The 26,860-nt window shown below is 44.1% G+C and carries 25 protein-coding genes and 1 tRNA gene; 11 read left to right on the top strand and 15 right to left on the bottom strand.

Translation table 11 applies throughout. The features are described from left to right. Positions 1-272 precede the first annotated feature (272 nt). A complete protein-coding gene (locus ACS8FB_RS11405) occupies positions 273-611 on the top strand; it encodes a P-II family nitrogen regulator (RefSeq protein WP_058369633.1) in 339 nt (112 codons plus the stop codon). Between the two features lie 150 nt (positions 612-761). Next, positions 762-2,024: an ammonium transporter gene (locus ACS8FB_RS11400; protein WP_439263063.1), complete on the top strand. Its 1,263-nt coding sequence runs from the start codon at positions 762-764 to the stop codon at positions 2,022-2,024. 147 nt (positions 2,025-2,171) lie between these two features. Here ACS8FB_RS11400 and ACS8FB_RS11395 read toward each other — a convergent pair whose 3' ends face one another. The 3 genes from ACS8FB_RS11395 to ACS8FB_RS11385 form a co-directional block, all read right to left on the bottom strand. Further along, positions 2,172-2,555, bottom strand: coding sequence for a DUF2147 domain-containing protein (locus ACS8FB_RS11395; protein ID WP_439263061.1), 384 nt, complete (start codon positions 2,553-2,555; stop codon positions 2,172-2,174). A 208-nt stretch (positions 2,556-2,763) separates the two neighbouring features. Then, positions 2,764-3,027 (bottom strand): hypothetical protein, encoded by a 264-nt coding sequence (locus ACS8FB_RS11390; RefSeq protein ID WP_439263059.1) that lies wholly within the window; start codon positions 3,025-3,027, stop codon positions 2,764-2,766. A gap of 75 nt (positions 3,028-3,102) precedes the next feature. Further along, on the bottom strand, positions 3,103-3,999 hold the full coding sequence (locus ACS8FB_RS11385; protein ID WP_439263057.1) for a DNA/RNA non-specific endonuclease: 897 nt from the start codon (positions 3,997-3,999) through the stop codon (positions 3,103-3,105). A 128-nt stretch (positions 4,000-4,127) separates the two neighbouring features. Between ACS8FB_RS11385 and ACS8FB_RS11380 the strand changes: the two genes are divergently transcribed. The 7 genes from ACS8FB_RS11380 (at position 4,128) to ACS8FB_RS11350 (ending at position 8,964) form a co-directional block, all read left to right on the top strand. Beyond that, positions 4,128-4,218 (top strand) — tRNA-Ser (locus ACS8FB_RS11380). 333 nt (positions 4,219-4,551) lie between these two features. After that, positions 4,552-4,626, top strand: a complete 75-nt coding sequence (gene pqqA, locus ACS8FB_RS11375) for a pyrroloquinoline quinone precursor peptide PqqA (RefSeq protein ID WP_201500340.1) — start codon at positions 4,552-4,554, stop codon at positions 4,624-4,626. Between the two features lie 90 nt (positions 4,627-4,716). After that, a complete protein-coding gene (pqqB, locus tag ACS8FB_RS11370; RefSeq protein WP_439263055.1) occupies positions 4,717-5,628 on the top strand; it encodes a pyrroloquinoline quinone biosynthesis protein PqqB in 912 nt (303 codons plus the stop codon). Between the two features lie 37 nt (positions 5,629-5,665). Continuing rightward, positions 5,666-6,421, top strand: a complete 756-nt coding sequence (gene pqqC / locus ACS8FB_RS11365; protein WP_439263053.1) for a pyrroloquinoline-quinone synthase PqqC — start codon at positions 5,666-5,668, stop codon at positions 6,419-6,421. 14 nt (positions 6,422-6,435) lie between these two features. After that, positions 6,436-6,714: a pyrroloquinoline quinone biosynthesis peptide chaperone PqqD gene (pqqD, locus tag ACS8FB_RS11360; RefSeq protein WP_439263176.1), complete on the top strand. Its 279-nt coding sequence runs from the start codon at positions 6,436-6,438 to the stop codon at positions 6,712-6,714. Then, positions 6,711-7,892: a pyrroloquinoline quinone biosynthesis protein PqqE gene (gene pqqE / locus ACS8FB_RS11355; protein WP_439263051.1), complete on the top strand. Its 1,182-nt coding sequence runs from the start codon at positions 6,711-6,713 to the stop codon at positions 7,890-7,892. The genes pqqD and pqqE overlap by 4 nt, the downstream gene beginning before the upstream one ends. 10 nt (positions 7,893-7,902) lie before the next feature. Beyond that, complete coding sequence (locus ACS8FB_RS11350) at positions 7,903-8,964, top strand: dipeptidase (RefSeq protein ID WP_439263049.1); 1,062 nt, start codon at positions 7,903-7,905, stop codon at positions 8,962-8,964. 121 nt (positions 8,965-9,085) lie between these two features. Here the strand turns inward: ACS8FB_RS11350 and ACS8FB_RS11345 are convergent, their stop codons facing one another. From ACS8FB_RS11345 to ACS8FB_RS11315, 7 genes are all read right to left on the bottom strand, one after another. Then, positions 9,086-11,635, bottom strand: a complete 2,550-nt coding sequence (locus ACS8FB_RS11345) for a membrane-bound PQQ-dependent dehydrogenase, glucose/quinate/shikimate family (RefSeq protein ID WP_439263047.1) — start codon at positions 11,633-11,635, stop codon at positions 9,086-9,088. A gap of 273 nt (positions 11,636-11,908) precedes the next feature. After that, positions 11,909-12,670: a M48 family metallopeptidase gene (locus ACS8FB_RS11340; RefSeq protein WP_439263045.1), complete on the bottom strand. Its 762-nt coding sequence runs from the start codon at positions 12,668-12,670 to the stop codon at positions 11,909-11,911. Positions 12,671-12,676: 6 nt separating this feature from the next. Beyond that, a complete protein-coding gene (locus ACS8FB_RS11335) occupies positions 12,677-16,036 on the bottom strand; it encodes a type I restriction endonuclease subunit R (RefSeq protein ID WP_439263043.1) in 3,360 nt (1,119 codons plus the stop codon). Beyond that, positions 16,033-16,941: an Abi family protein gene (locus tag ACS8FB_RS11330; protein WP_439263041.1), complete on the bottom strand. Its 909-nt coding sequence runs from the start codon at positions 16,939-16,941 to the stop codon at positions 16,033-16,035. The genes ACS8FB_RS11335 and ACS8FB_RS11330 overlap by 4 nt, the downstream gene beginning before the upstream one ends. Before the next feature lie 252 nt (positions 16,942-17,193). Further along, positions 17,194-17,937, bottom strand: coding sequence for a hypothetical protein (locus ACS8FB_RS11325; RefSeq protein WP_439263039.1), 744 nt, complete (start codon positions 17,935-17,937; stop codon positions 17,194-17,196). 21 nt (positions 17,938-17,958) lie between these two features. Beyond that, positions 17,959-19,179 (bottom strand): restriction endonuclease subunit S, encoded by a 1,221-nt coding sequence (locus ACS8FB_RS11320; RefSeq protein WP_439263037.1) that lies wholly within the window; start codon positions 19,177-19,179, stop codon positions 17,959-17,961. Further along, on the bottom strand, positions 19,169-20,701 hold the full coding sequence (locus tag ACS8FB_RS11315) for a type I restriction-modification system subunit M (RefSeq protein ID WP_439263035.1): 1,533 nt from the start codon (positions 20,699-20,701) through the stop codon (positions 19,169-19,171). The genes ACS8FB_RS11320 and ACS8FB_RS11315 overlap by 11 nt, the downstream gene beginning before the upstream one ends. Before the next feature lie 164 nt (positions 20,702-20,865). Between ACS8FB_RS11315 and ACS8FB_RS11310 the strand changes: the two genes are divergently transcribed. After that, positions 20,866-21,582, top strand: a complete 717-nt coding sequence (locus ACS8FB_RS11310; protein ID WP_439263033.1) for a hypothetical protein — start codon at positions 20,866-20,868, stop codon at positions 21,580-21,582. 247 nt (positions 21,583-21,829) lie between these two features. On the opposite strand, the gene ACS8FB_RS11305 is transcribed toward ACS8FB_RS11310, so the two are convergent. After that, positions 21,830-22,243 (bottom strand): PaaI family thioesterase, encoded by a 414-nt coding sequence (locus tag ACS8FB_RS11305; protein WP_299221188.1) that lies wholly within the window; start codon positions 22,241-22,243, stop codon positions 21,830-21,832. A 94-nt stretch (positions 22,244-22,337) separates the two neighbouring features. Next, positions 22,338-23,282: a DMT family transporter gene (locus tag ACS8FB_RS11300; RefSeq protein WP_439263030.1), complete on the bottom strand. Its 945-nt coding sequence runs from the start codon at positions 23,280-23,282 to the stop codon at positions 22,338-22,340. A gap of 395 nt (positions 23,283-23,677) precedes the next feature. On the opposite strand from ACS8FB_RS11300, the gene ACS8FB_RS11295 reads away from it, so the two are divergent. Continuing rightward, a complete protein-coding gene (locus tag ACS8FB_RS11295; protein ID WP_299221194.1) occupies positions 23,678-23,893 on the top strand; it encodes a hypothetical protein in 216 nt (71 codons plus the stop codon). Between the two features lie 94 nt (positions 23,894-23,987). Here the strand turns inward: ACS8FB_RS11295 and ACS8FB_RS11290 are convergent, their stop codons facing one another. From ACS8FB_RS11290 to ACS8FB_RS11280, 3 genes are all read right to left on the bottom strand, one after another. Then, positions 23,988-24,233, bottom strand: coding sequence for a hypothetical protein (locus ACS8FB_RS11290; protein ID WP_299221196.1), 246 nt, complete (start codon positions 24,231-24,233; stop codon positions 23,988-23,990). Positions 24,234-24,488: 255 nt separating this feature from the next. After that, complete coding sequence (locus ACS8FB_RS11285; RefSeq protein WP_439263028.1) at positions 24,489-24,740, bottom strand: hypothetical protein; 252 nt, start codon at positions 24,738-24,740, stop codon at positions 24,489-24,491. A 263-nt stretch (positions 24,741-25,003) separates the two neighbouring features. Then, a complete protein-coding gene (locus ACS8FB_RS11280) occupies positions 25,004-26,542 on the bottom strand; it encodes an alanine/glycine:cation symporter family protein (protein ID WP_439263026.1) in 1,539 nt (512 codons plus the stop codon). Positions 26,543-26,860 lie beyond the last annotated feature (318 nt).

Here is a 26,860-nt window from a genome sequence, read left to right as displayed (position 1 = left end):
ACCTAACGTCACAGGTAACTCCGCTGTATTTATCCTAAAATTACTAAGTAATTATCAGGACTATCTCGTTTTTATTGCATCATATACGATGAGAATTTAAAGCTTTTTTCCGTTATAGTGGCGGTCATTTTTAAGATAAGTAAGTCCAAACGTTCCTCCCCCTTGAGTACGTCTGGCACATTTTTTGAATGACTTATCACAAGCATGGCAAAGCTATGATGCATTAGAGGTATGCAACGGCCTGCGACATCATTCATATAAGGAAATTTTTTATGAAGTTAATCACTGCGATTTTAAAACCATTTAAGCTTGATGATGTGCGTGAAGCACTGTCTGATATTGGCGTCAAAGGCGTCACTGTCACCGAAGTTAAAGGGTTTGGTCGTCAAAAAGGACATACTGAACTGTATCGCGGTGCAGAGTACGTAGTGGACTTTTTACCGAAAGTAAAAGTCGAGGTCGCGGTTATCGATGAGATGGTTGAGCCAGCTATTGAGGCTATCACACGTATCGCCAGCACTGGCAAAATCGGTGATGGCAAGATATTTGTGACAGCACTCGAACAGGTTATCCGAATTCGTACCAGCGAAACCGGGCCAGATGCGATTTAACTTTTATAGTTAAACCATAAATAAGCAGTTTTGCACACGATTGGTGCAAGTATCGTTTTAACAAACATCATGTCATAAGGACAGCTACTTTGTAATGTACGTCTAAAAGCAAACCAATCTACCGCATTGTCAATTCAAGGGGGAATTAAGATGCAAAGTCAGATTTTTGAGCTGCAATACGCACTCGACACGTTTTATTTTTTGGTATGTGGCGCACTGGTCATGTGGATGGCCGCAGGCTTTACTATGTTGGAAGCTGGACTGGTTCGATCAAAAAATACTGTCGAAATTTTAACCAAGAATATTACTCTTTTTGCAACCGCTTGCACTATGTACATGATATGTGGCTATGCCATTATGTATGGTGGCGACTGGTTTTTAAGTGGTATTGCAGGTGGTGAGACTTTAGTAAAAGACGCTTTAACAACCTCAGCCGAAAATGGCTTTGAAGGTGATTCTGTCTATTCTGCAGCATCTGACTTTTTCTTCCAAGTTGTCTTTGTGGCCACTTGTATGTCGATTGTCTCAGGCGCTGTCGCTGAGCGCATGAAGCTTTGGGCTTTTTTAATGTTTGCAGTAGTAATGACAGGTTTTATCTACCCACTAGAAGGTAGCTGGACATGGGGTGGCAACGATGTCTTTGGACTATTTAGCTTAACTGCTATGGGTTTTTCTGACTTTGCAGGCTCTGGTATCGTTCATATGGCAGGGGCTGCAGCGGCATTATCCGGTGTATTGTTTTTGGGCGCACGTAAAGGCAAATATGGACCCAATGGTGAGATACGAGCGATTCCTGGTGCCAATCTGCCATTAGCAGCACTGGGTACATTGATACTATGGATGGGCTGGTTTGGCTTTAACGGTGGTTCAGTATTGAAACTGGGCGATATCGCTAGTGCTAACTCAGTCGCCATGGTGTTTTTGAATACCAATGCAGCGGCAGCAGGTGGCGCAATTGGCGCTTTATTACTGGCACGTCTCATCTTTGGTAAAGCAGATCTGACCATGCTCTTAAATGGTGCATTGGCAGGTCTAGTAGCCATTACTGCAGAACCCTCTACCCCATCTGCATTGCAAGCGACGCTCTTTGGTCTTATTGCAGGTGTAATTGTTGTATTATCTATTCTCGCTTTAGATAAAATAAAAATCGATGATCCTGTCGGTGCTATCTCTGTCCATGGTGTTGTTGGTCTGTTCGGTCTACTAATCGTCCCTATTACCAATCCTGCTGCTAGCTTGCTGGGGCAGATAGCGGGCGCCGCAACTATCTTTATCTGGGTGTTCGTTGCCAGCTCCATTGTATGGGCAGTTATTAGAGCCACTATCGGTCTGCGTATCTCTGAAGAAGATGAGTACGAAGGCGCTGATATCGCAGAATGTGGTATGGAAGCTTACCCTGAATTTACTAACTAATGGTACTCAACAGCAAGCTTGTTTGAGTAATATAAAAATTTACTAAAAATAGACCCGCATGGCCTATTGGCGATGCGGGTTGTATTATTTTTTGTGCCATACAATCATATAGTAGATATTAAACAGTTGTATAGATACAGATATTACTTATTTCTTTTTCCAAGTTTGACTACGTGAAAATGGTCCTAGGTAGCCTTTTAAATTAAGCGTGTTACCTTCCAAACTGGCAGTCATACGGTAGGTCTTGTTTTTCGCAGGATCAGTGATAGTACCACCACTATACTTACCGCCGCCATCCGCTTTTAAGTCGGAGATAATAGTCATACCGACGTGCTTTTTGCCTTTTTCTGATACGGTACTAATAAGCTTACCTGTTAAAACACCGTTTGACTCAGTGATTTTGACCACACCTTTCGGTTTGCCATCGTCAAAAGTCTGCCAAGTAGTATTGGCCAGTGGATCGGCCGCCATTGCCATGGTGGCCATGCTAATACCAGCAACTGCTAACACAGATTTTGTAAATAGTTTCATAGATCGACTCCATTCGTATGATGATTCAAAAACAACGTTTTTTGTGCTTATCCTAGGTCATTGGTTGTTTGTTGCGCTTTATTAGTCCATCAGACAACACAATCAACTCCAATAACCCCTTCTGCACTCATTATAGACAAAATCCGAACTTTGCCTAGTAGTTTTTTATAGATAATTGTTTCTATAAAATCAAAACTATATCAAATAGTTACATGAAAGGATTGTCTATATCATTGTCTGGCTGGTCATTTTCTTGTTTTGACGAAAGCGTTTTTTTATTGTTTTGATCAGAATTTTCGAAAGCTTGCAATACTTTAGTCGTCAACTCGTGCAACTGTTTCGCTTGCTCATAGCCTGTCTCATCAAACAATAAATCAAGATCTCCATAAATGATAACTTTATCTTTTTGGTTTTCTACGATCAGCTCACCAATTTGCATACTTTGATGATTGTTTGCGAATGGATCAATCATTTTACTCTCCATGGTTGGGTAACATTGGACATTACCTATAGATAAATAATGGACATTATTTAAGCTGACTTTGATTTATGCTTGCAGCTGTGCGACCAACCATTCAAGAATTGCCCATACAAACAGCAGCCAAGTAGGCTCGTCATTTGATGCGTCGCTCGGTGTATCTGTACTTTCGCCAGCCTTTAGTGGCAACTCTAAAGCTTGCGTTTTGGTTTGAATATCAAGCGCTGGTAAAACATCAATGCCTGTCTTGGCTGTTAACTCATCAACGCTGATGATTTCTATACGCTCGGATTCATCGTTGGGAGCATAATATACACCTGCCTGATTGGTTGCTGGAATATAAACCGCCTTAAAAAAATGACTGGGTACCAATACTCGTCCAGCGAGCTGTTTAGTTTTTTTATTGGTAAATGCAACTCCTGTGACCGTATAAACTTCACCATATTGCTGCGTTAAGTAACGCGTAGCAGATTCAATATTGCGCCAAATATAGCGGTTATTGCGTGGTGACTGCGGGGCGATGTTGGCCAAACTAAAGCTGTCGTATTGCTGGCTGCGTGTGGCCATATCGGCATTGGGTGCCAGATGGCCGCGATCGTAACCAGAACCTGAATAATCTGACAGTGAAGCACGCGCTGACTTCGGCACTCGGCTTTCTTCATGAAAGCTGTCTTCGCGGTCGATGTCTTTGGCTTGCTGCAAGCGCTTTCGAGTCAAATGTTCTGCTGACCAAAGTGGTGTACGTGACACCTCTGAATACATGACGGCAAAACCGTCCATACAAAGTGGCTGAGTCTTGGCGCTAAGCTTATCATTAGTAAACTCAGGGTAGATACCGCCATAAAAAGACTGGTTACATTGAGTGAATTCAGCTGCTTGCGCCGATGATAATCCTACTACAATGACAAATATCGCCATCATTGTGCTGTCTTTTAAAATGTCTTTATATTTGCCAAAACTTATCATGCAGCTTTCAACCGTCTATGCTCGCTATTACGTATACGCTATCCTAGCAGGGGTGTAGCAATAAAGAAAGATAAGGCGTAAGTGGTGACATTTTAAATGTTATCCGCTATACTAAGCCGTCTAAAAACGGTGAAGTGGGTGAGTGGCTGAAACCGCACGCCTGGAAAGTGTGTATACGTTCATAGCGTATCGAGGGTTCGAATCCCTCCTTCACCGCCAATCTTATTTAATTCTAGTTTTCCTACGTTGTCCCACTCTCTCCTAAATACCCTTACAAACCTTCATATATAACGCTTCTAGCGTTTTTTTTATGCCCAACGTTTTCCTAATCCATCCGAACATGACCCATCTATCCCATGGCTTGTGCTGGTCTGTTGATTGCTAAAACTGATTGCTTAATTGTTATTCATTGTAGCAATCATCGGGTTATGTAACTGTATCTTTCGAAAGCGTTTCTACTGATTTGACATCAAGTGTCAGATTATACTACCATTGAAAATTACTATTAATAATTTTGTCTATTAACCAATAAAACACTCTCGGAGTACCGTTATGAAATGGACCAAACCTGCTTTTCAAGACATTCGCATTGGTTTTGAAGTTACTATGTATTTCGAAGCACGCTAGGTATTTTAAAGCGCGTTAAAATTTGTCAAACCTCGATTTGTTAAAAGCCCTAGATGACTAGGGCTTTTGTTTTTTTGGAAATATTAACTTATGTATATTCATGTTTTGGGCTCAGCGGCAGGTGGCGGATTTCCGCAGTGGAATTGTAATTGCCATAATTGCCAGGGTGTGCGTCAAGGTACGATTAATGCTAAGACGCGCACTCAATCCTCGATTGCCATATCTGAAAATGGTACAGATTGGATTTTGTTTAATGCCTCCCCTGATATTCGTCAGCAGTTGTTTGACTTTAAGGCGGCGCACCCCGCGCGCGGTCTCAGAGACACGGGGATTAATGCGGTGGTGCTGATGGACAGCCAGCTCGATCACACCACGGGGCTGTTAACCCTGCGCGAAGGGTGCCCGATTGATGTGTGGTGTACCGATATGGTGCATCAAGATCTCACCACCGGATTTCCTATTTTTAATGTGCTAGCGCACTGGAATGGCGGGCTACAACACCATCAAATTGACCCCAATCAGAGATTTCATATCAAAGGCTTTGATAATCTAGAATTGACGCCTTTAATTATAAAAAGTTCTGCGCCGCCCTACTCTCCGCACCGCAACGATCCACATGATGGTGATAATATCGCCCTTATTGTAAAAGACTTAAGTACGCAAAAGCAGCTGTTTTATGCGCCAGGACTGGCCAAAATTGATGAGCGCATCATGCAGATTATGCAAGCGTCTGATTGCGTGATGATTGATGGCACGTTATGGACTGATGATGAGATGCAAACTTGCGGCGTTGGCACTAAGACCGGTCAAGACATGGGTCATTTGCACATTAGCGGAGAGGACGGCTCACTACATTATTTAGACCAGCTCACAGGCATCCGCAAGGTATTGATCCACATTAATAACACCAATCCCATCTTAGATGACGACTCCGAGCAAGCGGCTATCCTAAAGCAGCACGGGGTTGAGGTGGCATTTGATGGTATGGAACTTGAATTGTAATCAAGTCCAAACTAAAAACAATCATAAGGTGAAAACAATGCCAGAAAAAACAGCCCTAAGCGCCAAAGAATTTGAGCAAGCGATCTTGGCTAAAGGTCAGTATTATCATATCTACCACCCCTTTCATATCATGATGCATGAAGGGCGCGCAACCCAGCAGCAGATCCAAGCGTGGGTGGCCAATCGCTTTTATTATCAGATCAATATTCCCTTAAAGGACGCGGCGATCATGGCAAATTGCCCCGATCACCGTGTGCGTCAAGAGTGGATTCAGCGCATGATTGACCAAGATGGTGTCTATCCTGATGGCGGGGGTCGCGAGGCGTGGTTGGGACTTGGTGAGGCGGTAGGACTGACCCGCGAGCAAATCCTGTCTGAAGAATTAGTGCTACCCGGCGTGCGCTTTGCGGTGGACGCTTATGTTAATTTTGCACGGCGGGCAACGTGGCGTGAGGCGGCCAGTAGCTCATTGACCGAGCTGTTTGCCCCGCAGATTCACCAGTCGCGCCTTGAGTCTTGGCCCAGGCATTATCCATGGATAAAAGAGCAAGGCTATACCTATTTTCGCTCGCGTCTGAGTCAAGCGCGCCGTGATGTCGAGCATGGTCTCACCATTACCTTAGACTCGTTTACCACGGTCGAAGAGCAGACACGCATGCTGGAGATTTTACAGTTTAAGCTTGATATTTTATGGTCAATTTTGGATGCGCTGAGCCTAGCGTATGTCCATGATCAAGCGCCTTATCAGAGTGTGACTACAGATAAGGTATGGCATAGAGGATTGTTTAAATGAGTACTTCTAACTTAATGCCCGATCTTGATTTATCGCTTGTGCCGACATGGCGTCATGGCTACCGCTTGCAGTTTGAACCGGCACAAGACGCTTATGTGCTGCTCTACCCTGAGGGTATGATTAAGCTCAATGAGAGTGCGAGCATCATCGGTCAACAAATCGATGGTCAGGCGTCCGTCAGTGATATTATCGAAAAGGTGAGCGCTATGTTTGGCAATGTGCCTGAAATCAAACAAGACATTGTCGAATACATGCTGGTCGCGCAGCGTGAACATTGGATTGATTTATTATGACCCATGACGTTGGGCTACCGCTGTGGCTGCTCGCTGAGCTGACCTACCGCTGCCCCTTGCAATGTCCGTATTGCTCCAACCCGCTGGATTATGCGCAGTATCAAGAGGAGCTGACCACGGATGAATGGTATGACGTGTTTGATCAAGCGCGGCAGATGGGCGCGGTGCAGCTGGGGTTTTCTGGCGGTGAGCCGCTCGTTCGTAAGGATTTAGAAGAGCTGGTCGCTTATGCGCATGACAAGGGATTTTATACTAACCTTATCACCTCTGGCATGGGGCTAAATGAATCGCGAATTGCAAACTTAAAACAAGCCGGTCTAGATCATATTCAAATCAGCTTTCAAGCGAGCGACCCTGTGGTCAATAACGCCTTGGCAGGATCAAAAAAGGCGTTTGCACAAAAGTATGAGATGGCGCAACTGGTCAAAGCGTACGACTATCCGATGGTGCTCAACTTTGTCATTCACCGGCAAAACATCGATCAGATTGATCAGATTATTGAGCTGTGTTTGGAGCTTGGCGCAGATACGGTCGAGCTTGCCATTTGTCAGTTTTATGGTTGGGCGTTTGAAAACATGCAAGGGTTACTGCCTACCCAAGCGCAGTTAGTGAGAGCTGAGCGCATCACCAATGAGTATCGGCAAAAAATCGAAGCGCAAAACATTAAGTGCAAACTGATCTTTGTGGTTCCTGATTATTATGAAGAGCGCCCAAAGGCGTGTATGGATGGTTGGGGCAAAATATTTTTGACCGTCGCCCCCGATGGTACCGCGCTGCCTTGCCACGCTGCGCGCCAGTTGCCGCTAACGTTTCCAAACGTGCGCGATACTAAGCTGTCCCATATTTGGTATGACTCGCCAAGCTTTAATGAGTTTCGCGGTGACGCTTGGATGCCGGATATGTGCCAGAACTGCGAAGACAAAGCGCGCGATTATGGTGGCTGTCGCTGTCAAGCCTTTATGCTGACAGGTGATGCTAACAACGCCGATCCGGTGTGTGGCAAATCGCCATACCATCATCTGATTAAAGAAGCGCGCGCAAACAGTCACGCACCGACTCCGTTTGACGATTTGTTATTTAGAAATCCAAAGAACTCTAAGCTGGCAAACGAAAAGCTGCTAAACGAAAAATCGTCTAATGATAAGCAATTGATTCCCACGCGCACGCTAATTGAGTAATGGTTTACCTATGATTTTTGATGGACATATTTTTGATGGGCATAACGATTTATTGACCCGCCTATGGCTGAGCAATGCCGATGATCCCGTTCATGATTTTATTTATGGCACGCTCCCTGGGCACTTGGATTTACCGCGCTGCCGTCAAGCAGAATGGATGGGTGGATTGTTCTCAATATTTTTGCCGCCGTTTAATTATGTGAAAAGTAACCATCCGGATAAGTTAGCCAACGCCTCAAGCTTAGATTCAGGCGCCGATTTTACGCCGCAGCAAATCATTGATATTTGCCGTGCGCAATTACAGCTCGCCCAGCAGCTACAAGAGCGCTCGAATGGTCAAATCAAAATTTGTACCACACTTGCGCAAATTCAAACCTGTATCCAAAACCAACAATTCGCCATTGTCCTGCATTTAGAGGGCGCAGAAGCTTTTGCTATTGACCCTGAATTATTGGACGAGTTTTATGAGGCGGGGCTTAGAAGTATTGGCCTGCTTTGGAACCGAAAAACCAAATTTGGCGATGGCTTAAACGTGCCTTTTCCGCACTCTCCTGATACGGGTACGGGACTTACCAACGACGGTAAAGACTTCATAGAAAAATGTGCCAAAAAGCGGATGGTCATCGATGTCTCGCACATGAATGAGCGCGCGTTTTGGGACACTGCCAAGATTATTGATCAGCCTATAGTCGCGACCCATTCCAATGCCCACGCGTTGTGTGCGCAGGCAAGGAACTTAACCGATGAGCAACTGCGCGCTATTAAAGAGAGTAATGGTATGGTTGGGGTCAATTTCGATGTGGCGTTTTTGCGTAGCGATGGCAAGCGCGATACGCACACCTCGCTTGATGTGATCGTCGAACATCTTGCTTATTTGGTTGAGCATTTGGGGGACAATCACGTGGGGTTTGGCTCGGACTTTGATGGGTGCCTATTGCCTGATGATCTAGCGGGTGTCAGTGATATCGACAAGCTCATTGAGCGAATGCAGCAGCGTCATTTTTCAGATACCCTTATTGAGAAAATCATGGCTAAAAATTGGTTTCGGGTGTTGGATAAGATTTGGCAGTGAGGGTAAAGCGTCTTTGATTTTCAAACTTACTTTATTCTTTTATATTTAATTTGATAGCATAAAAAAGCGGGCATCAGTAGATGCCCGCTTTTTTGTACTAACTGCTATCAAATAGCGACGACTACTGGGTAGCAGTCGCGCCTTCAGGTAGCGCATAAGCGATAACCGAATCGCCAGTTTTAGTGCCGGTATAGCGATGACCACCTGCCACAACGACTAAGTATTGACGACCATCACGACCTAGATAAGTGGCTGGTGTGGACTGACCACCCGCTGGCAGACGCGCGCGCCAGATCTCATTGCCATTGGCCAAATCATAACCGCGCACATAATAATCAACCGTGCCGGACAAGAAAGCAACGCCGCCTGCGGTGACGATAGGGCCACCAATACCAGGTACGCCGGTCTTAAAGGGTAGCGGCACAGGCGCCATGTCGCGCACGGTGCCGTTGACACGGCGGTAGACGGTCTCGCCGTTGGTCAAGTCAACACCCTGCACGTAGCCCCAAGGCGGCTGCTGGCATGGCAGTCCAACGCGTGACATAAAGGGCTTAACGATGGAGCCATACGGTGCGCCGAAGTTTTCATTGCCTATCGGCACATCATCGCCTGGGCGTGAGACGACTTTTTCTAGGCTATCAGGACGCTCGACCAATTGCGCGGTAAATCCTAAATACACCGGCATGGAAAACAGCATTTGGCGCGCAGGGTCAACGGCGACCGCGCCCCAGTTTAAGACCCCAAAGCTGCCGGGATGCGTGAGCGTACCATTCTCGCTTGGCGGGGTGAAGCGGCCTTCGTAGTTCAATTTGGCCAGGTCAATACGGCACAGCATCTGATCGACTGGCGTCATGCCCCACATCTGCGCGCCGGTGACTTCTTTGGGTGCAAAAGAGATTTTTGAGACCGGCTGCGTGGGTGATAACGGCTCGCCCTCGATACCGCCGCTTTGTGGTACCGCGACCTCCTCGACTGGCAGCACAGGATCCCCTGTGGCGCGGTTAAGCACAAACACTTCGCCTTGCTTGGTGGGCTGCACCAGTGCGGGCACTTTTTTGCCCTCAATGGTCAAGTCAATCAAGCTTGGCTGAGCCGGCACATCGTAATCCCATAAGTCATGATGCACCGTTTGGAAGGTCCAGCGCGGCTCACCCGTTGCGACGTCAAGCGCGGTAATGGAGGTTGAGTACTCCTCTTCAGCCTCTGAGCGGCCCACGCCATATTGATCAGGCGAGCCGACACCAAAGGGCACATAGACCAGACCCAGGTCTGCATCATAGCTTGACACGCTCCAGCTGTTCGGCGCGTTTTCGGTATAGGTTTCGCCATCAGCAATGGGCGCGGTCGCTGTTGGGTTTGCGGCATCAAAGTTCCACACCAGCTCGCCTGTCGCCAGATCAAAAGCGCGAACCACGCCTGATGGCAAGGTGGTAGACACGTTGTCATTGATAGCGCCGCCAACGACGATCACATCATCGGCGATAAGGCCGGGCGAGGTACTATAATAAGCGCCAGGGGAGATATTAGGCATCCCTTGCCACAGATTGACCGTACCATCATCACCGCCAAACCCGGGGCAAATAACGCCCGTCTCAGCGCTTAATGCAATCAAGCGCGCGTCACGTGTGGTGATAAAAACGCGCTGACGGCAATCTTGACGAATAGAGGCGTTAACGCTCGTCGTATTACCAGGTACCAGAGGATTGGGGTCGTTAGGTTTGGCTCTATCGACCAAAATGTTTTGAGCCACGCCTGCTGCTTTTTGCGTGGCGCTCGCACGGCTGGCCTCAAGCAGCGCATCCGCCTCATCAGCGCTTGCCAGTGGCGCACTCGCTGCACTTACGGATATATTGCTACCATCATCATAACTGACACCGCGGCACGTGGTATAAGACGCAAGCCCTGAGGGCAAGTCTAATAGTTTGGGATCAAAGCGCCAGCGCTCATCGCCTGTGACCGGATCAAGCGCGATGACTTCACTTTTTGGGGTACACACATACATCGTGTCGTTGACGATCAGCGGCGTAGACTCAAGCGCGCTCCCCGGCAAGTCCGGATGGATGTCATCGCCAGCATGATATTCCCACACTTTCTCTAATTTACCGACATTGTCCGTATTGATCTGATCAAGCGGCGAGTAGCGCTGTCCGGCAGACGTGCGCCCATAAGCGGCCCACTCACCCGGCTCAACATCATCTGCTGGTGCAGGGCCTGACGCCATACGATCAGCGGCAAGATTGCCGTCAATCTCGTGCGGTTTTGAGACAAAAGAGATGACCGCGATGACCACCCCAACGACCATCACGCCCATGAGCGACTTACTTTCAATCGAGTACTGACCGGGGCCGGCGCGCTTTGACTCTAGGCTGTGCACCACAGGCGGCAGTAGCATAATGATGCCAAGCAGCACAATCAGCCCCTCGCGCGGCGCCATCGCCCACCAATCAAACCCAACTTCCCATAGTGCCCAAATCAAGCTGATTATAATCACAATGGCATAAGCGACCAAAGCAGAACGCTGCCGACGCAATAACAAAATCGCGGATATTATCATGGGAATGGAGAGAATCACATAGCCCCAACTGCCGCCAAGGCTAATCAGCCATATGCCGCCGATGGCAAGTGCCACCCCAAGTATGAGAATCAGGATGGCGAGTATAACTCTAATCATAACTGCTCCAAGTGTGCCTTTAACGCTAAAAAACACACAGATACTTTGCGCACCTGTGTGTCCTTATGTTTTTTAAAAATAAAAACACTCAGCCGCCATAACATTTATGGCAGCGGCGTGTCGATCGATAGTTTTTAGGTTAGCAAAAAAGTAATTTTAGCTGTAGCGACGTCATTTTATAGCAAACGAGTATAAAACTTGAAACTATTCGGTAGCACAAGCGTAACGCAGTCAGCACAGACAGGCGTCGATTTGCGTATATCGCTGGCAGGTTCACTCATTCAAATACAACTCCGCCATCCCATCAAGCCGAGCCTTTACCTCCCTCCAGTTTGGCATTATTTGCGTGAGTAGTCGCCAAAAGCGTTCGCTATGATTGTGCTCGCTGATATGACACAGCTCATGTAGTATCACATAATCAATGCACTCTTTGGGCGCTTTTACTAAATGCGGATTGAGTATTAAGTTGCCCTTAGTAGAGCAACTACCCCACTGTTTTTTCATGGTCATGAATCTAAATGATGGCATGCTTGTGACCCATGAGGCTTTAGGCAGCACCGCCTCTAGGCGCTCTGTAAAGACAAGTTTGGCTTTATCTTGATACCAATGATCAAGTAGCCTTTTTACCTTAATCGCTCGTTTATCCGCGTCGAATTCATTAGCACTTTGGCGTAATATCACATTGAGCTTACCGCGACTAAGCTTCACACTAGGGGCATTTTCAGCGTTATTAAGCACTTTTAACACATAACGACGACCCAGATAAAACTGAGTCTCACCGCTGACATAACGCTTGGGCAACACATGATCTTGTTGCTTGGCAAAGTCCTGTAGGCTCTGCCATATCCAACGCGCACGCTTCATTATGGCTTCATGTATCCTCTCATCTGACGCATCGCTAGGTGCTGTGGCGACCACGCGCGAATCTGGATGTACTTTAATAACAACTTTACGAGGTTTACTTTTTGCGTCTTTACGCACTACTTCATAATGGATTTTATTGTCACCATAATAAAAATCGCCATTCTCAGTCATTGCTTACTACCCTCTTGCTGCTCGTGGGCTACTTGTCTCTTTCGTGCTTTTTGCTTCTCTCGATAGCCCAAGCCGGGTAATCTTTAGCACTTCCTCAATGAGCTGTTGCGCTTTATCGATACCCAAATCCATAAATAACATTGGCAGCAATTTGACACTAATAGCATTTTCGATCTCTGCTGGATTAATAGAATACTCAGCCACGGCTGTCTTAACAATCTTATCAATCTCAAAGGCATAAGCGACCAGCTTGTCATTATCTAGCTCTTTATCCGCTAAGAAATCAGCCTCAAATAAGTGCTTAAACAAACCAAAATACGCCTGTGCATGTTTGTTTAATTTACCGTTATCATCGACAAAGTCATTCGGCACATCAGCGACATCACGGTCTTTGACAGCTTGCTCAAAGTCAGCAAACATCATGTACTGCTTCACTGGCGCATCGAACATTGCCTTGGCATCCGCAATCGCTTGCTTAAGCAATTTAGAAAAATACTCTTGGGCATAAGGGTCATCAGCCAAATCTTGTTCAATCATCTTGGTCACCCGACCAGTGATTTTATCCGTTTGGTTGCGGGCTTCATCATCGCTTAATTCTTCAGGCTTAACATCCTTACCTAGGTTGCCAACCAAATAAGCACCTTTTGCCTCACGAACTTCAAGCCCTGCGATATGCTTATCAAGTAAGTTGCGAATATCAGCTTCATACTCATCATAGTCGATGGTTTCATCAGCGTCTTCGCGCACTTGCTTACGTAGATTGATAAAGGCTTTTAGATCGGCTTTGTAGCGATCACGCTTGCAATCGAATGATTTGTCTTCAAAGAAAGACGCTGATTGCAGCGCAATTTTCATGGCGTTAGAAAATGTGGTCAAAGCTGCATAAAAGTCGTCACGTTCTTTGAGCTTAGTATCGACTACTCTGCCCTCTATTTCCTGCATCTTTGGTGCAAGCACCTGCCTTAACGCTTGTCCGTCTTGTTTATTTTTTACCGATGAGAAAATAGCCCATAGCTCGCTATGTAGTCTGGGTAGCTGCTTGTACTCAGTATCCATCGCGTTATATAGACCTTTAAGGTCTTCGATATCAAAACCACCTTGCGTACGATCGGCTAAGTCTTGGTATTTCTCAATGGTGATATCCAGCTCTTTTAAGATGCCGCGATAATCAATCAGATAACCAAAACGCTTCTTCTCATGCAAGCGGTTTACCCGTGCAATCGCCTGAATGAGGTTGTGCTGCTTTAAGGGCTTATCAATATACAGCACGGTGTTTTTTGGCTCATCAAATCCCGTTAATAGCTTATCAACGACAATCATAATGTCAGGACCATCATCTTGACTAAAGGCTTCTATGATAGCTTTCGTATAGGCTTTTTCATCACCGCCATACTCATTAGCGACATTGGCTTGCCACCAGTTCTGAACGATGTCTTTTGATTCGCCATCGACGGTATCATGCCCTTCACGGGTATCAGGTGGTGACATGGCAACCACTGAGGTCACTTTGCCAATCTTGTCTAACGCCATTTTATAACGGATAGCTGAGGCTTTAGAATCACAAGCCAACTGGCCTTTTAGATGCTGCTGTTTAAAGTTTTGGAAGTGGTCAGAGATATCATGAGCGATAAGCTCAATACGACCCTCAGTTTGGTAAATTTGACCTTTTTGGGAGAACTTACGTTTGAGATCGGTTTTTTGATCCTCGCTAAGCTTTTGGGTGATACGGTCAAACCAAGCATCGATAGCAGCGTCATTGGTATTGAGCTCAGGAACGCGCTCTTCATATAATAGTGGCGTGACGGTTTTATCTTTGACCGCTTGCTGCATGGTGTAAGAGTGGATGATAGTACCGAATTTGCTTTCGGTCTTATCATCCTTGAGCAATGGCGTACCTGTAAAGGCAATAAAGGCGGCATTTGGTAGCGCCTGCGCCATAAGGATATTGTTCTCACCGTTTTGGCTACGGTGACCTTCATCGACCATAACGATGATGTTTGGGCTGTCGTTGTAGCACTCATCATACTTAACGGCTGAGCCAAACTTATTAATAATGGAGAAAATAACGCGCTCATTACCGTGACCGATTTGCTGCGCGAGACAGCGACCAGAAGTTGCCATGGCGTCACGACTATCACGTTTACTGGTTATTACACCACCAGACTTAAAGGTATTGCTTAGCTGGGTTTCCAGATCGACACGATCCGTGACAACAATAATTCGACACTTCGCGAGCTCCTCTAACCAAATAAGCGCTTTGGAGAAAAACACCATGGTAAAGGATTTACCACTGCCGGTGGTATGCCAAATGACACCGCCCTGCCGACTCCCCAACTTACCATCAGAGCCGTCAAAAGTGCTGATACGTTCAATCAAAGCTTTGATACCAAAGACTTGCTGATAACGGGCAACGATCTTGCCTGCCTTTTTATCAAACAAGGTAAACAGGCGCATCATCTCAAGCAAACGCTCAGGCTGTAATAAGCTGACAATTAAGCGGTCTTGATCAGTAACGACTAGATCACCAGAATCAATCAGTGACAGGTACTCTTTTTTAGCTGCGGCAGGATGATGATCAAATAGACGACTAAGCTGCTCATCATTAAGCTTTTGGTTTTTTAGACGGTTGAACTCAGGCTCAGAGATCTCTTCTTCGACCCATTTTGCCCAGAACTTCTCTGGCGTACCGCAGGTGGCATACAGACCGTCATGACCATTGACCGCTAGCAATAATTGGCTATAAGCAAATAGATGTGGGATTTGTTTTTGACCTTGGTTACGGATGTGCTGGGAGACAGCTTGCGCGTTGGTTGACTGCCACTCTCTACTAGAATCAGGGCGTTTGGCTTCAATCACTGCCAGCGGTAGACCATTCACAAAGCAGACGATATCAGGAATGACGTTGCCTGTACCCTCGGCATTTTGTACGACAAACTCTTCGGTAACGTGAAAGCTGTTATTGTCGATATGATCCCAATCTATCAGGCCGATGGTTTGCGAGGTCTTTTTACCGTCGATAAACTCGGTCACGGTCACGCCATAAAGCATAGCGTTATAGAGCTTTTCATTGGCGAGCTGCAAGCCTAAGTTCATCGCAGGGTTTAGCTCGTGCATGATTTTATCAATGGCGCTGTCTGATAAATGATGCGCTGTGCCTTCAAACGTAAAAGTTTGCTTGGCTAAAAACGCACGCATGATAGGCAATAACACTACTTGATTAGTAGCTTTGTTTGACGCTACTTTTGAGCGCATGGCACTGCATTCGCTGGGTGGAATAAACCGATAGCCCAACGTGCTAAGCAAGGTTAAGGCAGGAATTTTGGAGCTGAATTCTTCGGCGAAGTTAATGCTGGGTTCGTTTTTCATAAAAAATACTGCTCCCAGCTCTCAGGAATCCCCATAGCCAAACGCCATTCTTCTTTGTCTGCTAATGGTCTTAGAAGCTGAATTATACCTGATGACCAATTGTCTGCATTGTTAGTTGCCTTTAATAAATGATTTAGCATTAACAGTATATAAAATATCCTGTCATTTCTTGGTGTATTGATACTACTCCAACGAGCATCACCTGCGGTACTAGGTTTAATAGCTAATGCACGATTCCATAATCGACTATGATGAGCACATGTATTTCTTATGTATGTCAACACATGGAGCCAGTTCTCTAGCTTTTTATAATGTAGATTAAAATATCGAGCAATATGCTTTTTTTCTCGATTATTATTCTTTAGACCCTCATAACCATGCGATAGTGAACCCAAGGACATAACCTCTGTGAGCATCCAAATAGGTACTATGGGGAAATCGTTATATTTATTTTCGTAATGTCTTATAAAGTCATCTTTCGAGCGCTTTACTTCAGACTTTAACTTTTTGACCCATTTATAGTGCTTAAACTTAGGATGAAAGTTTTGCCTATTTACATGTGCAAAAGCACCGTAGCTATGACCTAATTGGTAAGTAAATTGGGTTCTAACGGCTACTTCAAAATATTCAATAGCATCAAAAACTAAGGAACGCAACTTACGATCAAACTGATACAAAGAAATAACTTCATTGAAGTTTGTTCCGCCCCGAAATTGACTAGTAACGACATTTTGGTTATTACGAATTCGAAAAGGATACCAATAACCGCTTAAACGATAATAGCTAATACTAGCTAACTTAGCTTCAGCAGCCCCCTTATCTTCAAAAAGCATACCTTTTTGTTCAAGGCTCATGATTTGCTGTGCAAAGGTTATAGGTGGTTTGGAGTAGGTAACTAAGGTCATTTAGTCACTCCATGGGAATAAATCTCAGGATTTTCAGATATTAAAAAACCGCCATGGTTGCGCGTTACCCTGAGGGCACTAAGCGTGGCGGTTGTGTTGCGTCCATTATATGACTTATTGACACCACTGTCAATACATGTATTCAGATACCACTTTTGCATCTTTTTCAAAAAACGACCCCTAAATTATCCATAATTACTACTATTGCAACAATAAACGATTATTAAACAACTTCAATTTTGCGTTAATAGCTTAGTAAATGCTTTTGATTTTATTGCCAATAGATTTTATAGCTTGCCATAAGCTACTCATTATAGAACGAATATTACAGTTTCCAACTTCACTCTGATAGCGTTCATCTTTAGACAAAATCTGGTCTATTTCTAAAGCGAACTTCAATGACTGCCCTTCTCTCATTAGCCATATTGAAGCAAACATAAATAAGAAAGCTAAAGAAATAGTGACTGCCTGCTTCACAATAAACTGCCTTATTGAGGTAGCAGTAGCTAATTCAGATTCCAATCCTAAAAGAAATAAGACAAGTATAGTTATTCCGATAAGCAACATGAGTATACCCATTATCAGGCCAACTCTAAGAAAAATTTTCTCTAAGCAATTTATTTTTACTACAAGCGAATCGTTTTTAGACTCGATAAATATTACAGCTCTTTTTATCTTATTAAACGTAAGCTGACCATTTGACTTTTCCCTCAGGTCAAGTAGCTTTTCTCGAAACGATTTATCCCAGTTCACGCCCTCAAAATTCTTATATAGATTGTTCTCTAATGATTCTTTAAGATAATCAGCACTTTTGTCAGTGATCAGACCTGAATTTATTGCTTCTGTTATCGCTTTATTTTTTCGGCTTGTTAGATAATCATGAATACTAGCAATATCTTTCACTTTAAAAAGAACAATTAAAAATGCAGCTAATATTAAACCAAAGCTACCTAGCCCTAACAAGGTGTTCAAAAGTTCTGTTATGTCTAAGCTCATAATTTAGCTTCCATCAGGCAATCACCCATCAACCACCACCCGCTTCTTACCTGTCAAAAGCTGCTGCATCAACGCCTTTTTCTCTTGCTGTAAATCCGCCAATTGCTGCTCAAGCAACTCAATTTCTTTATCGGCAGTGGTTAACACGGTGGCGATTTTTTGTTGTTCTTTTAAATTTGTGGGAACTAAAACGTCTAAACTTGCTAAGTCTTTTCCATAAACATGAATAATCGTAATGCCTTGACCTTTTCGAGCAATTTCGAACTTTTTAGTATGAGTAAGAAGATGAGCCATAAATATTGCATCAATTGCTTTTTTAGGTCTAAGAATATTAATATCTCCACCAAGCAAGATATCATCTTCAAGAACTGCTGTAGCATTCGCTAAATCAATTCCTGTAGTTGTTGTTGATGCTGGTATCAACACATCACCTTTTATAGACTTAACAGAGTTTGTTTCCGTTGTTCTACTTTTGACTTCGCGAATAACTTCACCGTAATGCGTATATAGCTCACCATACAGCACACACTTATTACCATTTTCTGTCAGTTGACCTTTGGATATACCTTTACCACGTTTGAAAGAGTATAAACTTCCTAGTTTGCTATCCTCCCACTCGCCTTCAAACTGTTTACCCGACTCATCAAGCAAACGCTTTTTACCCGTCAGCAACTGCTGCATTAACGCTTTTTTCTGCTGGGTACTATTGTGAATCAAATGCTCAGTCGTGCTAATCGCTTTATCCCAAGTCGATAGGATGTTGGCAATTTTCTGTTGTTCGGGGAGAGGTGGTAATTTAATAGGAAGTGATAGTAACTTTTCTCTGGTCAAATGAGCGATACTAGTTCGCGAGGTATAGTCTTCTAGCAATTTAGTACCTGCAATACTTTGCATATAGTTCTGAAAATATCTCGGTACAACCTCACCTTTTACTCTCAATCGATGAAGAGCTTTTTGATAAAGAATTTGCGAATTATGTCGTTCCCAAATAGCGCATCTTCCCACTTCTCCGCCTTCACAAACTAAAATATCATTGAATTCTAGTTTGTATTTATTGATTTCTCTTTCGCTGAAATACATTGAATTCAATTCAGATAATTCAAACTCACCCCATCTAACATTTGAATTTCCTAAATAGTGGAGTTGAGGCTGCTTCTCTTTAGCTGCTTTGTTAAGCATCTTACCCAGTTGTACATCAAAAATATCTCCAACGGTAAGCAAAGCCCATCCCTTAGGCACCATAACCCAACTCCTTTAAAAACCCTGCCATCTCAGTCTCTAGACTTTCCAATTCAGCTTTTAACTCAAGACGCTCAGCACGTACCGCATCCAAATCAATCTCCGCCTCTTCCTCAAAGGTATCGACATAACGTGGAATATTTAGGTTAAAGTCGTTATCTTTAATTTCATCAAAGCTCGCAAGGTAGGCGTATTTATCGACGCTTTCACGCGCCTTATAAGTCTCAATGACTTTAGCAATATTACTATCGGTGAGCTGGTTTTGATTTTTACCCGATTTAAACTCATTGCTGGCATCGATAAACAGTACCGTGTCATCAGTTTTATTCTTTTTAAAGATAAGAATAGCGGCTGGAATCCCCGTCCCAAAGAACAGCTTTTCAGGTAAGCCAATCACCGTATCGAGCAGGTTTTCTTCGATGAGTTGCTGACGGATTTTACCCTCACTTGATGCACGGAACAGCACGCCGTGTGGCACGACCACGCCCATGCGACCCGTGCTTGGTTTTAGGGTTTCAATCATATGACTGATAAAGGCATAGTCGCCCTTAGTCTTGGGCGGTACACCGCGATGGAAGCGACCAAAGGGATCGCTACTGGCATCACCATGGCCCCATTTATCCAGTGAAAACGGCGGGTTGGCGGTCACCACATCGAACTGTAATAACTGACCGTCACTATCCAATAACAGCGGATTACGGATGGTATCGCCCCACTCGATACGGTGGTTGTCCTCACCATGCAAAAACATATTCATCTTTGCCAGTGCCCATGTCGAGCCAATGGCTTCTTGACCGTATAGCGCATACTTCTTGGAATTTGAGTTTTTGCGTACCATCGCCCCGCACTTGATGAGTAGAGACCCCGAACCACAGGCCGGATCACATATCTCATCGCCCTCACTTGGCTCTAATATCGTCGCAAGCAGGCTTGATACTTCAGGCGGCGTATAGAACTCGCCCGCCGTCGCCCCACTACTGGCGGCGAAGTGCTTGATGAGGTACTCGTAAGCATTACCGATCACGTCTAAGCTACCGACACGCTCAGCGGAAAGGTTCAGAATATCTTTGCCAAAGTCTTCTAACAAATGGCGTAGTAGCTCGTTTTTTTGCTTTTCTTGACCCAATTTATCGGTGTTAAAGCTAATATCTTGGAAGACGTTTTTGAGCTTAGTACCGTTGGCTTCTTCAATGGCATGTAGCGCCTCATCGATACGTTGACCGTTGCCCGGCTGATGACGCTGCTCGTACAAGTCCCAAAAGCTGGCACCTACTGGCAATACAAAACGCTGCTTGGCCATCATGGCGTGGATCAGCTCAGGGTTGTCGCCGAATTGCTCAACGAGTTTGTTGTATTCATCTTTATAGACATCAGACAGGTACTTAAGGAACAACATGGTTAAGATAAAGTCTTTATAGGTATCGGCGCTGATGACCCCGCGAAAGGTATCACAGGCGTTCCAGACGGCTTTGTTGATATCGTCTTGATTGATTTGGCTAATATTATTGGAGGTGCTGGTGGGCATTTATGATTCCTTAACGCGCTGGAAAATTGCTGGTTGTTATAGTGATGTAATGATAGCAGGGTCTAAGAGGGCTGGCAGATGTCATTGGCTCAAAATTGGACTATAGTAAAGTAACTGTTGATAATATTGATAATACTTGCTTAAACATACTAAGGGATGAAACCATGAAAACACTAGGATTATATATGATCGCAGGGCTAGGACTAAGCGCTTGTGCTAGTGGCATCAGTGGTGGGACGACAGCCAATACCAACCCAAGCGACAACCCAAACAATATTGTGACTCAATACCCCGTTGAGACGGCCATGCTCAATATCTACACCAAACAACGTAGTGCAAGATTGGTTGGAATGGTAGACAACCAAAGCGTATCGGCGGACATAGAAGTCACGCCTAAAGGCCGCGTTCAATTCAATAATAAAGCGGTGCAAGGTGCCGAAATAAATACGATCAATAAAGTGAATGATCGGATTACTGCTCAGTCAGTCGCCATCAACTACTTTACCCTAAACCCGTTAGTATTTCATGGCTTTACAGATAGTACGGGCAAATACTCCCTATCCAATCAGACCACCACTATTCCAAAGATGGTGACAGTCGGCGACTCAAGCAAATTTATCACTGAAACCGTCTATGCCGACAGCAGTATGCGTAAAAAAACAGGTAAGTATGAGCAAGACTGGTCACTGACGCAAGAGACCAACAATACAGCATGGCTGTGTATCACTACTTCAGAAAACCTATTGCTGACTACTAGCACTGAAGACGCAGCAGCAGAATGTTATAAAATTAACTCCCAAGGGGATATTTTAGCCAGCAAGGTGGTGCTAAATCAGCCGTCTGCAAATGCGACTAAGACGGTGACACTGGTTAGTCAGTAGTTTATCTATAAAAATAGTCCATAGACAATTGCTCATAGAAAGCTGCTGGTAAACGATTGACTGTGAACTATTTATTAGATACTTATTGCTAGATATTTATTGCTAAATACTTATGAGAAAAGTGAGTGAGAAAAGTGAGCTGACCTCTACAAGATACAAGATACCCTGTCTCTAGGTGATGTAGCGAACCAAAAATACATGATCAGTAGAGCCCTATCTGTTACCTCGCGCAGCTCACACTCGTCATTTAGTTGAGCTGCGGCGGTACAGAATATGTGCCAACGACATGAGCCACCATGTCGCTTGAGCCTTCTGAATATAAAGCGACCTCGCCCACTATGAGCGTGCGCCCTACTTTTATCAGCGTACACTTAGCAATGATACGTGCTTGGGCGGAGGGTTTACGCAAAAAGTTGATGGTAAGGCTCGTCGTCACGGTCAACGGGACGATGCCTATTTTACCCAGTATCGCCACATAGATGGCGACATCAGCGATACTCATTAATACTGGCCCAGAGACCGTACCACCTGGGCGCAGCTCGTCTATGCCAATATCATGGGCTAAAGTCGCACCGCTATCATCTACGGCTTCGATGATACATTTGGTCTGAGGAAACTCCGATGTTATAAACGCGACGATTTCTTCTTTGGTTGCAGACATATATCTTCCTTGAGTTTGGTTGTTATTTCCCTGTCTGTTCTTTATTAAACAGTCTTTTTCTCAATCATCATAACAAATTTTTAAATCCACACCTTTAAATCTCCTCTATCGACACCTTTGCTATTTTTACGCCGCCCCAGGTGACAAGCGCGACGCCAATACCAATTAAAGAGGCGCCCAATAACAACCCTTCAGGCGGCGCTTCGCCTTGTAAAAAGATAGCCACAGGGACACCAACGATCGCCCCTACTGCGCCTAACAAGCTCAATAAAACGGGTCCGCCTGTTTTTTGTAGTAAAAACAGTAGTAAAAATTGACCAGCAAAAATTAATGCCTGTATAGCGATTAACCAAAGCGACTTAGACTCTGTCAGCGGCACCGCGATTGAAAAGCTAGGCAACATACTGACGATACCCAGCAGTATTGCAGCGGCAATCAGCATGCCGGGGGCAAGCGAGCTAGGAGAGGCGTTATTTGGCCAGCGTAAAGTACGGTATAGATTGCCAATAGCGAGCAAAACAGGACCACAAAGTGCCAATAAAATCCAAAACACACTGGCATCTGGGGTAGAGAACTTGCGTGCTGCCAACACGCCCACACCCAAAAGAGCTGCCACGACACCAACCGCACGAAGCGCGTTAAAGCGCTCTATTCGCAGTAGTATGGCACCAAGATAAGTAAGGAGCGGCGGTAGAGCGATAATCAAGGCGACAAAACCTGCACCAACTTGTGGCACGGCTGAAAAAAATATGAGATTGGAACCTGCAACGCTCACCAGCGCTGCCACCAGATAATATTCAAAGCTGCGTTTGTTTAAAGGCGGTAACTCATCTCTTACCAAGGCGATGATGAATAAAATAATTGCCGCCCCTGTGATCGACCAAAATAAAAAAGCCAACGGCGCCAGCTTAAGCTCACCCGCGTATTTTGCTAAATTGGTAGACACCCCAATTAATACACCGCCAGCCAACAGGCAAATCAAAGGAACAAACCAGTTAGGCCTATGGTGCAATATTTTTGGTCGGCTCAATTGATTCATCGCTTATCCTACTTACTTAAAACATAATTGATTGATCAATGTTCGTTATAACTTTACCTGAACCATGACCAAGTAAAAACCAATATCATCAATCGCTTACTTATCTATACCAACTGCTCTACCTTCTTTAAGAATGAATCAAACAGATAAAGCTCATGGTCATACGACCTGACTATTATCCAATTATATGACTGAAACGTTTTTATAATAATTTTTCAATATAAGCGGTACTACTGCTTATACCGGGGTTTAGAATAGGTGGTTTATCTCTTGCGTTACTTTGAATAATCGTCACAAATATTGTTGACAACCTAATTATTAATAAACTATAGTTTGCATTTTTGACATTATCGTGTATATTCGTCTTTATGAATATACACGATAAAAAAGGATGTATGGCAATGGAAAAAAAGGTACATGACATCTCACTTACTGATCATGAAATATCTTTGATACATACTTCATTAAGTAATCTTCAACGAGATCTGATAAACCGTTTTAAGTCTCTTAAAGAAGTGACAGAAGACGGAGAAGAGGTTTGGATTGGTGATTATGACAGAATGCAGCTAGATGTCATCGATATGTTACAGAAAAAACTCTCAGAGATTTAAAGTAACTTTAAATAACATTATATCGCCGTAGCCTTGCTTTAAAAAAACCTTATCAACCATCACTCCTTGATCGGTCAATAAAGATATAAGAGACCTAAAACCCTGCCTCTTCTTGTGTTAGTGGACTGATCTTAATAGGTACTGCAAATAACCATGCCATACCCGCTGTACAATAAAAACCATTATCATCAAAAGAGACAATGCGAGCAGTAAAGTCGTTATCGACTTGGTCCGACATGGCCTCTTCGTCACTGTTATCACTTACTGCACACCATATCTGCGTGTCACCACGGCTCAACATTGCCCGTGTAAGTTCACTACCCATCAATTCTTGATACATTCTAACTCCTCCTAAATTAATTCATTATTAAACCTTGAAAAACCTTGTAGTTTAATACTGTGATAAACAAGGAAAATTAAGTACATCTAAAAACACCTTATCCTGAGATTTTTGATAAAACAAGGTTATAGATGTATGGAGGGTGAATGTTATAAGTAATTGTTTTTTTTATCTATTTAGAATTGTATAAAAGGTCTTTTCTATGGTGTGAACGGTTGTTTGCTAAAGAAGTTGAGTAACTTAAAGAAGTATGCCTCAAAATCCTATTTCGTTTTGACTCAGCTCAACTCTACGAACAGGCACCGCATGCATCCATGATTCTCCTTTGTTACAAATAAAGCGATCGTCTTTATAAGTAACGATAGGATAGATACCGCTATAGTCATCTTCATGAATAGCAGTCAAAGCTTGTTTATCACTATCGTTACTGACCGCACACCATATCTGCTTATCACCGCGACGCAACATTGCACGGGCCAAATCACTACCTATCAAATTATTGTTCATATATACAACCTTGTTGGTGGACAATCGTCGTTACCTTTGAGCATACGCTTTATAGTGCCGATTTATGTTTATAGAATGTTCATTTTTATGTTTTAATTTTTCAACTATTTGTATACTATCTGTACAAAAGCAAGCAAATAACTAAAAAATATGGTCATGTAAAAATAGCTACGTAAAAAAGGTTACCGCTAATAGATAAATAGGACTTATCGATAGCGGACTTAACTTATATCTGCCTTATCCATTGATATTATCTGCGCATGTTATTTACGCATAAACCCATTCTTGACGTCTACCTGCTCCTTCGAGTGACGCTCTTCCCAATATAGAGCGTTTTTGATACCCAGCTTATTAGGATCAAATGTATAGCGAGTCACCCCTGCTTTGCGCTGGGTCTCATAGTCTTTAAGCGCCTTAAACGCAGGACGTGCCATAAAAAAGATCAATAAAATACCAACGATATTCAACCATGCAATCAGACCAACACCGATATCACCAACCGCCCAAATATAGCCGGCCGAATTAAGACCACCATAAGCAATCATCGACATCGTCAATACTTTAACCAAAAACAACGCCATTCTGTTGACCCTAGGACTAATAGAGCGAGTCAAGTAGGCGACATTCACTTCAGCAATATAATAATTGGCTAGGATAGTAGTAAAGGCAAAAAAGAACACAGCGACAGCAATAAACGTATTGCCAAATGCCCCATAAACTGACTCCATCGCCAGCTGCGTAAAGGCAGGAGAGTTGATTTCGGTGCCCGCCATGACGTTTTGTACAAGGTATTGGCCCTCAGGCAACGTTCCTTGAATATTATACGTCCCCATTGTCAAAATCATAAAGGCAGTTGCAGAGCAAACCAACAAGGTATCGATATAGACAGAAAAGGACTGTACCAATCCTTGCTGCGCTGGATGATCGACTTCAGCAGCAGCAGCAGCATGAGGGGTCGTACCTTGCCCAGCTTCACTCGAGTAAACGCCGCGTTTGACACCCCAGCCGATGGCAGCGCCCAACCCCGCCTGCGCAGTAAAGGCGTCACTAACGATAAGCCCAAATACTTGCGGGATCAGCTCAAAATTGATAAGCATGATTATCAAAGCTAAGACAATATAACCGGTTGCCATAAACGGTACGACAATCTCGGTAAACGTTGCAATACGCTTGATACCACCAAAGATGATAATCCCAAAAACAATGAGAATAAGCGCTATAGCCCCAAGCCTCATACTACTGACGTCTGTACCTAAAATATTTAGCGTAGCCCCCTCACCCATCACCTGTGTGACCGCATTGACCACACCATTCGTTTGAATACCAGGCAAAAATATACTTAAAGCGGTGATAGCAGCAATCGCAAAAGCGATACCATACCAGCGTTGTCCCAGCGCCTTTTCAAAATAATAAGCAGGACCACCGCGATACTCTCCAGTCGTCGCATCTTTTTCTTTATATATCTGCGCTAGTGTCGCCTCGATATAAGCCGTAGTCGCCCCTAAAAACCCAACTACCCACATCCAAAATACAGCGCCTGGTCCACCAAAGCCGATAGCTGCAGCCACGCCTGCTATGTTACCCATTCCCACACGTCCTGCTAACGATAAGGTCAAGGCCTGAAAGGAAGAGATACCATTGCGACTTGCTTTGCTTTTAAATATCAGACGTATCATTTCTCCAAAGAGACGTACTTGTGCAAACCGTGTCACTATTGAGAAGAATAGACCAGCTCCTAAACACAAGTAAATTAGCGCTGAGCTCCAAATGATGCCGTTTATTGTATTGACGAAATCTTCCATGTATCTGTTCCTAATACTGCTTTGCTTAACAGTGTTGGTTTTAACATTGCTATCAAGATAAAGATTAATCGCCTCTTTATCACTATAAATGAACGATGATTATTGTTTTAACTACTTAGTGCGCTATAAATACCGCTGGTATTTAGATGAAAATAACAGCGTATAATTGAGTCACTGCAATTTGGCATAATTTTTAAAATATTACTAGACAGTTTTTTCATCGGTTTTGTTTGGATTAGCATATATTTAAGTGTGATGTCATAAAAATGTGCATGACGATAGTATTCTTTACCATTAAAATACTCCATTCGCTACTGC

The organism is Psychrobacter sp. 1U1, from assembly GCF_051847535.1.
GTDB lineage: Bacteria > Pseudomonadota > Gammaproteobacteria > Pseudomonadales > Moraxellaceae > Psychrobacter > Psychrobacter saeujeotis.
Note: the sequence above shows the minus strand (reverse complement) of the source record. Positions and strands in the feature narration are given on the sequence as shown.